This is a genomic window from Pseudoalteromonas sp. SD03 (assembly GCF_040937955.1).
In the GTDB taxonomy this organism is placed as follows: domain Bacteria; phylum Pseudomonadota; class Gammaproteobacteria; order Enterobacterales; family Alteromonadaceae; genus Pseudoalteromonas; species Pseudoalteromonas tetraodonis.
Genome location: NZ_CP162514.1, coordinates 1 through 11,554, shown reverse-complemented (window position 1 = coordinate 11,554; position 11,554 = coordinate 1). Strand labels below are relative to the sequence as shown.

9 protein-coding genes are annotated in these 11,554 nt (G+C 41.2%); 2 read left to right on the top strand and 7 right to left on the bottom strand.

What is annotated here, in order from left to right:
• Position 1 precedes the first annotated feature (1 nt).
• Entirely contained in the window at positions 2 to 1,171 is a 1,170-nt protein-coding gene (fadA, locus tag ABZP26_RS00045; RefSeq protein ID WP_033102898.1) for an acetyl-CoA C-acyltransferase FadA, read from the top strand.
• 248 nt (positions 1,172 to 1,419) lie between these two features.
• A complete protein-coding gene (gene tusA, locus ABZP26_RS00040; protein ID WP_028834902.1) occupies positions 1,420 to 1,659 on the top strand; it encodes a sulfurtransferase TusA in 240 nt (79 codons plus the stop codon).
• Positions 1,660 to 1,850: 191 nt separating this feature from the next.
• Here the strand turns inward: tusA and ABZP26_RS00035 are convergent, their stop codons facing one another.
• The 7 genes from ABZP26_RS00035 to dnaA form a co-directional block, all read right to left on the bottom strand.
• Complete coding sequence (locus ABZP26_RS00035) at positions 1,851 to 2,303, bottom strand: hypothetical protein (protein ID WP_024601485.1); 453 nt, start codon at positions 2,301 to 2,303, stop codon at positions 1,851 to 1,853.
• Positions 2,304 to 2,382: 79 nt separating this feature from the next.
• Positions 2,383 to 4,452 carry a glycine--tRNA ligase subunit beta gene (glyS, locus tag ABZP26_RS00030; RefSeq protein ID WP_368485185.1) on the bottom strand — a complete coding sequence of 690 codons (2,070 nt, stop codon included), beginning with the start codon at positions 4,450 to 4,452 and terminating at the stop codon, positions 2,383 to 2,385.
• Positions 4,453 to 4,454: 2 nt separating this feature from the next.
• Positions 4,455 to 5,357, bottom strand: a complete 903-nt coding sequence (gene glyQ, locus ABZP26_RS00025) for a glycine--tRNA ligase subunit alpha (RefSeq protein ID WP_013463645.1) — start codon at positions 5,355 to 5,357, stop codon at positions 4,455 to 4,457.
• Between the two features lie 142 nt (positions 5,358 to 5,499).
• Entirely contained in the window at positions 5,500 to 7,926 is a 2,427-nt protein-coding gene (gene gyrB, locus ABZP26_RS00020; RefSeq protein ID WP_013463644.1) for a DNA topoisomerase (ATP-hydrolyzing) subunit B, read from the bottom strand.
• 12 nt (positions 7,927 to 7,938) lie between these two features.
• Complete coding sequence (recF, locus tag ABZP26_RS00015) at positions 7,939 to 9,033, bottom strand: DNA replication/repair protein RecF (RefSeq protein ID WP_016900030.1); 1,095 nt, start codon at positions 9,031 to 9,033, stop codon at positions 7,939 to 7,941.
• A gap of 15 nt (positions 9,034 to 9,048) precedes the next feature.
• Positions 9,049 to 10,152, bottom strand: coding sequence for a DNA polymerase III subunit beta (gene dnaN, locus ABZP26_RS00010; RefSeq protein ID WP_008112965.1), 1,104 nt, complete (start codon positions 10,150 to 10,152; stop codon positions 9,049 to 9,051).
• 13 nt (positions 10,153 to 10,165) lie between these two features.
• The gene (gene dnaA, locus ABZP26_RS00005) at positions 10,166 to 11,554 is read right to left on the bottom strand and encodes a chromosomal replication initiator protein DnaA (protein WP_008467048.1); all 1,389 of its coding nucleotides are present in this window, start codon (positions 11,552 to 11,554) and stop codon (positions 10,166 to 10,168) included.

The window sequence follows — 11,554 nt, the reverse complement described above, 5'->3', positions numbered from 1 at the left end:
CATGAATAATCCAGTAATTGTAGATTGTATCCGCACACCAATGGGTCGCTCAAAAGGCGGCGTATTTAAAAACAAACGTGCGGAAGACTTAAGCGCTCATTTAATGAAAGGCTTATTAGAACGTAATCCAGCAGTTGACCCTGCGTCAATTGACGATATTTATTGGGGTTGTGTACAGCAAACTTTAGAGCAAGGCTTTAACGTTGCACGTAACGCATCTCTACTTGCAGGCATTCCACATTCAGTGCCAGCAACCACAGTGAACCGTTTATGTGGCTCATCAATGCAAGCATTGCATGACGCTGCTCGCGCTATTATGACTGGCGCTGGTGATACTTACCTAATTGGTGGTGTTGAACACATGGGCCACGTACCTATGACTCACGGTAACGACTTTCACCCAGGCTTAGCTACATCAATTGCACAAGCATCTGGCTCTATGGGTTTAACTGCTGAGTACCTTGCTACTATTCACGGTATTAGCCGTGAGCAACAAGATGAGTTTGCTTACCGCTCGCATCAACGTGCACATGCTGCAACAGTTGAAGGGCGTTTCCGCCGCGAAATTTTAGCAATGGAAGGTCACGATGCTGACGGTTCACTTATCCTTGTTGAAGATGATGAAGTAATTCGCCCTGAAACAACGGTTGAAGGTTTATCGCAGCTGCGTCCAGTATTTAACCCTGCTACGGGTTCTGTTACAGCGGGCACATCTTCAGCACTTTCTGATGGCGCATCAGCTATGTTAGTGATGAGCGAAGAAAAAGCAAAAGAACTTGGCTTACCAATTCGTGCATATATTCGCGCGATGGCCGTTGCCGGTTGCGATCCATCAATCATGGGTTACGGCCCAGTACCAGCAAGTAAAAAAGCATTGGCACAAGCTGGTATTACTATTGATGACATCGATGTTGCTGAACTTAACGAAGCATTCGCAGCACAATCATTACCCGTACTTAAAGACTTAGGTTTAGCGGATGTGGTTGACGAAAAAGTGAATTTAAATGGCGGCGCTATCGCACTGGGTCACCCGCTGGGTTGTTCGGGTTCGCGTATTAGCACCTCACTTATTCACTTAATGGAAGACAATAACGCAAAATACGGTTTAGCGACTATGTGTATTGGTTTAGGCCAAGGTATTGCTACTGTATTTGAACGTGTTCAAGACTAATTAGTTTTTAACATGTAAAACCATCTTGGTGATTAAAAGGCGAACTAGCGCAAGTTAGTTCGCCTTTTTTATGCCACCCGCTTTTGCAGGTTTAAAATGAATAATGTGATCGGGTGCATTAAATTTATCTCAGATTATCTATTAATAAGTTGAGCTGTTTTGTTATACGTAAAATAGTTAACCAACAGCTTTATTTGCGCTAAACTACCGACCTAACCAAGCCACGACTATTTTTACAGGTAATTTTTATGAGCTTTGATAACCCCGATCACCAATTAGATGCTATCGGCCTTCGCTGCCCAGAACCTGTGATGATGGTACGCGCTGCAATTCGCAAAATGAGCGAGGGTGAAACACTGCTTATTATTGCCGACGACCCCTCAACTACCCGTGATATACCCAGCTTTTGTACGTTCATGGATCACACGCTAGTGGCTAAAGAAGTTGAAGAGTCACCATATAGATATGTGGTGAAGAAAGGGTTGTAAAGCTATCAGCTATCAGCTATCAGCTATCAGCTATCAGCTATCAGCTATCAGCTATCAGCTATCAGCTATCAGCTATCAGCTATCAGCTATCAGCTATCAGCTATCAGCTATCAGCTCAAAATTAAAAAAACCGTGTTTGTTAAATCAAGCACGGTTTTTTATTTTATCTTTAAACTAACGACTTACAGCTTTTACTTCTTCGTTATCGTCACTTGCGGCTCATCGTAGTCACTAAAATCAATGCTGACTATGTAGGAGCCTTTAATCGCTGGTGTGTAGCTAAAGTAATTATAAATGGTATTACAGTCGGCGCGTGTTGATTGGCCGAGTGTTAGGCTTTGCCCTGATGGCTGTGAATCGCTGTAGCCACAGTTAAAACCTTCACTAAAATCCGCATCGGCTATTTTAAATTCGTACACTTTGCCTGGGGTCGAAAACCTAACTTGGGCTTGGTAAAGCGCAGGGCCAACTTGTTTAAATTGATATTGAGGTTCGGCATCCCATAATGTGAAGTCCCCTCTTAAATAAATACTGCGATCCAATTCTTGCTGCGGCAACACGTCGTTAATTGAAATTTGGCTGGTACAAGCACTCAATAAGCCCACTAAGGCTAACGTGAAAATGCGTTTCATTGGGAGCTTCATGGTGAATCCTCTATTAACTAATATAAATAAAACACTAAAAAGCCAGCATTATGCTGGCTTTTTTAATAGCTGTTAGCTGTTATTTTTGTAATACAGAAATATCTGCAATTTCTAAAAATAACCCACTTAACTGACTTAAAAGCGCAAGGCGGTTTTGCTTAACCGCTTCATCGTCGGCCATTACCATGACATTGTCAAAAAAGTTATCAACACTGTCACGAATGCCTGCTAATTGGCTTAATGCCTCTTGGTAGTTTCCATCGCTGTACAGTGGTGCTAAATCAGTGGCAAATTTTGCAACTTGCGTAGCCAATACTTTTTCTGCGTCGTCACTTAGTAAGCTCTGATCAACATCACCTTGCGTTGTAATGTTGTTTTTAGCCAGAATATTACTTACACGCTTATTAGCGGCTGCAAGCGATTCTGCGGCGTCTAGAGTGCGGAAATGGCTTACGGCTTTAACTCGTCGATCAAAATCAACAGGCTTCGTTGGACGGCGCGCAAGTACCGCTTGAATTACATCTACCTCAATGCCTTCATCTTGATACCAAGCACGGAAACGCCCTAGCATAAATTCGAATACATCGGTTGATACATTTAGGTTAGTCAGCTTTTCACCAAACAAGGTTTGCGACTTAGCAACCAGGTCTAAAATATCAAGTGGTAGCTGCTTTTCTACCATGATACGTAATGCACCAATAGCCGCACGACGAAGTGCAAATGGGTCTTTATCACCTTTTGGTGCTTGGCCTATACCAAAAATACCCACCAGCGTGTCAAACTTATCTGCAATAGCCACTGCACAGCTGATCAAACTCGTTGGTAAGTTATCGCCGGCAAAGCGTGGCATGTACTGCTCGTTTTGCGCAACAGCGACATCTTCAGCTTCACCGTCATGACGTGCGTAATGCATTCCCATTACACCTTGTACGTCGGTAAATTCCATCACCATTTCGGTCATTAAATCGGTTTTACTTAATAAGCCAGCACGCGCTGCTAGTGCTTTATCTGCACCTAGTTGCTCTGCAATGTAACCGGCAAGTTCACTGATACGCTGTGACTTATCTTTAAGTGTGCCCAACTGCTTTTGGAATAAAACGCTGTCTAGCGACTCAAGTCGGCTTTCAAGTGTTTTCTTTTTATCTGTTTCAAAGAAGAACTGCGCATCAGCTAAACGCGGGCGCACTACTTTTTCGTTACCAGAAATAACCACACTTGGATCTTTACTTTCGATGTTAGAAACAAACAAAAACTTATTTAAAAGTTTGCCGTTTTGATCTAATAACGGAAAGTATTTTTGATCGTCTTTCATGGTGTAAATAAGCGCTTCGGCTGGCACATCTAAAAATGCTTCTTCAAATGTAGCTGTTAGCGTTACTGGCCATTCAACCAATGAAGTAACTTCTTCAAGTAAATCTTCATCCATAGCAACTACGGCATTAACTGCTTTTGCTGCGTCTTCTATTTGAGCACGAATTTGTGCTTTACGCTGTTCGTAGTCAGCTATCACGTAAGCTGATTTAAGTACGTCAAACACATCATCAGCATGGTTAATGCTAATTTTTTCTGGATGATGAAAACGATGGCCTTGCAGTTGATTGCTCACTTGCTTACCCAGTATCTCACCTTCTATTAGCTCATTACCCAGTAAAATAGTGACTGTATGCACAGGGCGAATAAATTGTGTTTTATTCGCGCCCCAACGCATTGGTTTAGGAATAGGTAATTTAGCAAGCGCTTTACTAATTGCATCAGCCATTAGTAATTTGGTTTCTTGCCCTGCTACTTTAGCAATATGTAATAACCATGCGCCTTTATCGGTTTCGAGTGTTTGCGCATCTTTTACTTCAATTCCACAACCACGAGCCCAACCCATGGCTGCTTTGGTTGGGTTGCCCTCAGCGTCAAATGCCGCTTTAGTTGCTGGGCCGCGTTTTTCAACTTCTTTGTCTTGTTGTTTAGCGTCAAGTGCTTTTACTTGTAAACCTAAACGACGAGGCGATGCATACCAGCTCACACCTTGGTGAGCAAGTTCTAAGCTTTCAAGTTCTGCTGTTAAGTTTGCAGCAAAGGCTTCGGCTAATTTTCGAAGTGATTTTGGTGGCAATTCTTCGGTGCCAATTTCAACTAATAAATTTTCTGCTGACATGCTTACTTATCCTTACACAGCGGGAAACCAAGCGCTTCACGTGCATCGTAATAACTTTGTGCACACGCTTTTGATAATGCACGAACGCGTAAAATGTAACGTTGACGCTCGGTCACCGAAATAGCATGACGTGCGTCTAATAAGTTAAATGCGTGCGATGCTTTCATTACTTGCTCGTAGGCAGGTAATGGTAAGTTTGCTTCAATTAACTTTTGGCTTTCTGCTTCGCACTTATCAAACTGTGCAAATAAGTCTTCTACGTTTGCATGTTCAAAATTATAAGTAGACTGCTCTACTTCGTTTTGATGGAATACATCACCGTAGGTTACGCGCCCTAATGGACCGTCTGCCCATACTAAGTCGTAAATGCTATCTACGCCTTGAATATACATTGCTAAACGCTCTAGGCCGTAGGTAATTTCACCTGTGACCGGTGAGCATTCTAAGCCGCCCACCTGCTGGAAGTAGGTAAACTGGGTTACCTCCATGCCATTTAACCAAATTTCCCAGCCCAGTCCCCATGCACCCAGCGTTGGTGATTCCCAGTTATCTTCTACAAAGCGCACTTCGTGAGTGAGGGTATCAATACCCATCGCCGCTAAAGAGCCTAAATAAAGCTCTTGGATATTATCTGGAGATGGCTTTAACACCACTTGGAATTGGTAGTAATGTTGTAAGCGGTTTGGGTTTTCACCGTAACGACCATCGGTAGGTCGACGACACGGTTGAACGTAAGCGCTCGACATAGGCTCTGGGCCAATTGATTTTAAAAATGTTTGCGGGTGAAATGTCCCTGCGCCCACTTCCATGTCAAGTGGTTGAATAATGACACAGCCTTGCTGTGCCCAATAATCCTGTAAAGCCAGGATCAAACCTTGAAAGGTTTTAACGTCATATTTTTGCATATTTTGGCTTTTTACTATCTGAGAAGTAGCGTGAAAATTACCCTCAGTATACCTTGTGCACACTCAGGTTTTAAGCAGTTTGTGCAATTGAGAAAATAAAAAAGGAGCCTAAGGCTCCTTTTTTGTGATTAGCATAATTTAATTATACGTCTAAGTTAACCACACGCAGTGCATTCGTTTCTATGAACTCACGACGAGGCTCAACTTGATCGCCCATTAACGTGGCAAATAATTGATCCGCTGCAACAGCATCTTCAATCGTTACTTGCAACATACGGCGTGCGCTTGGATCCATGGTAGTTTCCCAAAGTTGATTTGGGTTCATTTCACCTAGTCCTTTATAGCGTTGAATATAGATCCCACGCTTAGATTCTGCGATCAACCATTCCAATGCATCCACAAAGTTATCAACAGGTTTTGTTTTTTCACCGCGTTGGATATAAGCACCCTCAGTGATGATATTAGCAATGTTTTTACCTGTTACAGCAATACGTTGGTAATCTCTTGAAGTGATAAAGTCATAATGAAGTACATGCGCTTTATCCACACCATGCTGACGAATATTCACAACAGGGTAATATAAATTACGCTCTGTATCGTGCTCTGTACCTGCGTGGAAAATAGTTGCATCTTCATCACGCGCAACTAAGTCATCAACAAGCTCTTTAGTCCAAGCAATTACCTTAGCCTCGTCTGAAAGGTCTTCTTTTTTCAGCTCGCTTTGGTAAATCAAACGGTTCATCACTGTGTTTGGATACTTACGCTTTAAGCGCTCGATAACTTTAACCGTGTTTTGGTAATCATGAACGATTGCTTCTAACGCTTCACCATCAACCGCTTCTGCACTATCACTCGTGTAAAGAGCAGCATTACTTAGCGCTAAAGATGTAAGGTAATCAACTAATGCAGGGTCATCTTTAATATAACGCTCTTGCTTACCTTTTTTCACTTTATAAAGAGGTGGCTGAGCAATATAAATGTAACCACGTTCAACAATTTCCGGCATTTGACGGTAGAAGAACGTTAGTAGCAAGGTACGAATGTGAGAGCCATCCACGTCGGCATCGGTCATGATGATGATACGGTGGTAACGTAGTTTTTCTGGGTTATATTCGTCACGGCCAATACCACAACCTAATGCAGTAATTAGCGTTGCCACTTCTTGTGAAGAAAGCATTTTATCAAAGCGTGCTTTTTCTACGTTTAAGATTTTACCTTTAAGCGGAAGAATCGCTTGATTCTTACGGTTACGACCCTGCTTGGCTGAACCGCCAGCTGAGTCACCCTCCACTATGTATAGTTCAGATTGGGCTGGATCTTTTTCTTGGCAATCAGCTAATTTACCTGGTAAACCAGCTAAGTCCATAGCGCCTTTACGACGTGTCATTTCACGCGCTTTACGCGCTGCTTCACGGGCGCGTGCTGCATCAATAATTTTGCCAACAACAATTTTTGCATCCAATGGGTTTTCCAATAAAAACTCAGTGAATTTTTCAGCCATTGCTTGCTCAACTGCCGACTTAACTTCGCTAGAAACTAGCTTGTCTTTTGTTTGTGATGAGAACTTTGGATCAGGTACTTTAACACTCACAACTGCAGTTAAGCCTTCACGTGCATCATCGCCCGTTGCATTACTGGTTGTTTTAGCTTTTTTGTTAAAGCCTTCTTTTTCCATGTAGTTATTAAGCGTACGCGTTAGCGCCGATCTAAAACCAGCTAAGTGAGTACCACCATCACGTTGAGGAATATTATTTGTGAAACAGTAAATGTTTTCTTGGAATGCATCATTCCACTGCATTGATACTTCTACACTAATACCATCTTCTTCACGTTCGTGAGTAAAATGGAATACCCCTTTATGCACTGGTGTTTTATTGCGGTTTAGGTATTCAACGAATGCTCTGATACCGCCTTCGTACTTAAAGTGGTCGCTTTTATTTTCTTCGCGCTCATCGCTTAATATGATACTTACACCTGAATTCAAAAACGACAGCTCGCGTAAACGCTTTGCCAAAATATCGTAATGAAAATCAAGGTTAGTGAACGTTTCGCCACTTGGCCAAAAACGAATTTCAGTACCATTTGTTTCAGAATCACCAATTACAGCTAGTGGTGCATCAGGTACACCCATAGTGTAAAACTGCTCATGAAGTTTACCTTCACGACGAATGGTTAGTTTTAATTTTTCTGATAATGCATTTACTACCGATACACCAACACCGTGTAAGCCACCTGATACTTTATAAGAGTTATCATCAAACTTACCACCGGCGTGTAGTACCGTCATAATTACTTCAGCTGCAGATACACCTTCTTCTTCATGTATAGAAGTAGGAATACCACGGCCGTTATCTCTTACAGATACCGAACCGTCTAAGTGAATAGTGACATAAATATCATCACAGTGACCCGCTAAGGCCTCATCGATAGAGTTATCAACGACCTCAAACACCATGTGGTGTAAGCCCGTACCATCATCGGTGTCCCCTATATACATACCAGGACGCTTTCTTACTGCATCTAATCCTTTAAGTACTTTAATACTCGACGAATCATAATTCTCAGACATGGTTAATCCCACTTATCTTGTTATTAGGTTGCCATGTTTCACGTGGAACATTTTTAGTTCTCGTTGCATGGGTTCCACCACAGCAGAAATACTTTCAGATAAAATTGAAGAAATAAATATTTGAGAACTACAGTGAGTCAATAACTGGCCCACTTTCTCTTTTGTATCTTCGCTTAGTTCTGAAGGTAGATCATCTATTAGCAATATAGATTGCTTATCTGTCTCTGACTCAATTAAGCTATTTTGCGTTACTTTTAACGCATACAACAATAACTTTAATTGCCCGCGTGAGAATACATTCTCAACACTGCTGCCAGCGACACTAAAACTAAAATCAGCCTTATGAGGGCCTTTACTTGTAAAGCCTTGGCGAGAATCTCGCTCAAAACTTTGCTCTAACGCATCACAAAGAGATTCACTCTCTTTCCAGCCCGCATTGAAGCTAATTTCTAAATCGCGTATTAGCGTTAATTCTGCACACATTTTATCAAAAAATTGCTGCTTAAACCTAGTTATATACGCGATTCTTAATTTATTTATTTGTTCTGCCAGTCTAACAAATTCTTTGTCCCAAAACTTGATTTGGTCAAAATAATTCTTAGGCTTAGATTTTAATAAGGCGTTGCGTTGTTTAAGCACTTTATTAAACGATTGCCATAAGAAAAAAAACTCATGTTCCACGTGGAACAAACCTAAGTCTAAAAACTTTCTGCGCTCCTTAGGACCGCCAAAAAATAGTGAGTAGCTTTCTGGTGTTATTATTTGTACCGGCATTAACTGGGCAAGTTCAGATACTTTTCGACTCGCCTTACCCTGGATTTTTAAATTGGTTTCACCCGCTTGGGTTTTACTAATACCAATAGGGATAGATAAATCGTATAACGCTTTGCGGCCATGAATAACAAACTGATCTTGCTGGTGTGCAATAATACTTTTATGTTTAGAAGTTCGAAAAGATTTGCCGTGAGAAAGGTAATATATAGCCTCTAAAAGGCTGGTTTTTCCGCTGCCGTTTTCACCATAAATTATATTAACGCCATTAACTGGTTCTAGCGTCAGCGCCTCAATATTACGAAAATATTTGAGGCTCAAATGACTTAAGCTCATTATGTATTTATAATCTTATAAACGCATAGGCATAACGACGTACATCGCTTCTTCATCGCCAGCACCTTCGATTAGTGCACTGCTATTTGAATCGGCAAGTGTAAATAACACATCTTCAGTTTTTAATGTATTTAATACATCAAGCACGTAAGACACATTAAACCCTATTTCTAGGTCATCGCCCTCGTACATTACTTCAACCACTTCTTCCGCTTGTTCTTGCTCTGGGTTGTTAGCCGTAATTTTTAATAAACCGTTTGATAAATTTAAACGTACACCACGAAACTTTTCGTTCGATAAAATCGATACGCGTTGAAATGCATTACGTAACCATTCTCTGTTTGCTGTAATAACTTTATCGCCACCGCGTGGTAAAACACGACGGTAATCAGGGAAACGGCCATCAACTAATTTACTCGTAAACGTAAATTCAATATCAATTATACGAATGTGGTTAGCACCAAACTGAATAGTCACTAACTCTTGGTCGGCCACCATTAGGCGCATAATTTCTTGCACGCCTTTGCGCGGTATAATTAATTGGCGCTGTGTATTTAATGACTGACCTAGTTGCTTTTGTGCAATCGCTAAACGGTGCCCATCAGTAGCGACTGTTTTTATATCGCTGTTATCAACTTCAAACGACATGCCGTTTAAGTAATAACGCACATCTTGGTTTGCCATTGAAAAGTGCGTGCTTTCAAGTAATTTACGCAACTCTAAACGCGTTAGTTGAAACTCAACCTCACCATCCCACTGCTCTAAATTAGGAAAATCTTCAGCAGCTAAAGTGGTCAATGAAAAACGACTTTTACCACTGGTTAAAAGTAGCTGATGGTCTTGCAAGCTTAAAGTAAGATCAGAACCATCCGGTAAACTTTTACAAATATCGAGTAATTTTTTAGCCGGTAATGTGAGCTTGGTATCGGCAACATCATCACCTACAAACACGCTCGCCACTAATTCAATTTCAAGGTCGGTCCCTGTCATTGAAAGCTGGCCATTTTCTACCACGAGTAATACGTTAGATAAAATAGGTAACGTATGCTTACGCTCTATGGCACCCGATACTTGCACCAATGGTTTTAAAAATTGTTCTCTTGATATTGTTATTTGCATAATAAAGTCAGCCCTAAGATGACAATGTTCTTATTAAATTTTGGTAATCTTCTTTAATCTCGTGGCTTTCGTCACGTAATGATTTAACTTTGCGACACGCGTGCAGTACTGTTGTATGGTCACGCCCACCAAAGGCATCCCCAATCTCAGGTAAGCTGTGATTAGTGAGTTCTTTAGATAATGCCATGGCAACTTGGCGCGGCCTTGCTATAGAGCGACTGCGGCGCTTAGACAGTAAATCAGACACACGTATTCTATAGTATTCTGCTACCGTACGTTGAATATTGTCTATGGTGACTAGTTTATCTTGCAGTGCGAGTAAATCACGCAGTGCTTCTTTTACAAAGTCGATAGAAATTGGGCGGCCGGTAAAGTTTGCATTAGCAATTACACGGTTTAAAGCCCCTTCAAGTTCACGTACGTTTGAACGTAATTTTTTAGCGATAAAAAATGCCACTTCATGCGGTAAATTAATTTTACTTTGCTGGGCTTTTTTCATCAAAATGGCAACGCGTGTTTCAAGCTCTGGCGGCTCAATCGCGATAGTTAATCCCCAACCAAAACGAGATTTAAGGCGATCTTCAACCCCTTCTATCTCTTTAGGATAACGGTCAGAGGTTAAAATAATTTGCTGGTTACCTTCTAATAATGCATTAAAGGTATGAAAGAACTCTTCTTGTGAACGTTCTTTATTAGCAAAAAATTGAATGTCATCAATCATGAGTGCATCAACACTGCGGTAATAACGCTTAAACTCTTCGATAGCATTATTTTGCAGTGCTTTAACCATGTCTTGCACAAAGCGTTCTGAATGCATGTAGACAATTTTAGCATCTGGCTTATTGGCCATAATACCGTTGCCTACCGCATGTAATAAATGCGTTTTACCTAAGCCCGTACCACCGTAAATAAAAACAGGATTAAATGCAGAGCCAGGATTATCTGCTACCTGAGTGGCAGCCGCTTTTGCTAATTGATTAGATTTACCCTCAACAAAACTGTCAAAGGTATAGTTTTCTTTAATGTTTGATTTATAACCCGATTTAGGAGCGGGCTCAACAACTGGTTTTTGTTCTCGAGGTTGTTGTTTTGCCGTTGCTTGCGTACTTGGTGCTGATTGTGTTTCAACTACCGGCGCAGCTTGTGCATTTAATAGCGGCTTGCTGCCTACATCAAAGCGTAATTCAGGGGCTTCTACACCACAAATTTCAACCAGTAACTCATTTATTCTATTTAGGTATTTTTCTCTTACCCAATCAAGTACAAAACGATTAGGCGCATAAATCGTCAAGGTATCTTCGGTACTTTCTGCTTGAAGTGGTCTGACCCACATACTAAATTGCTGCGAAGGCAATTCATCTTGCAATACATATAAACAACTTTGCCAAACCGACAGATACAC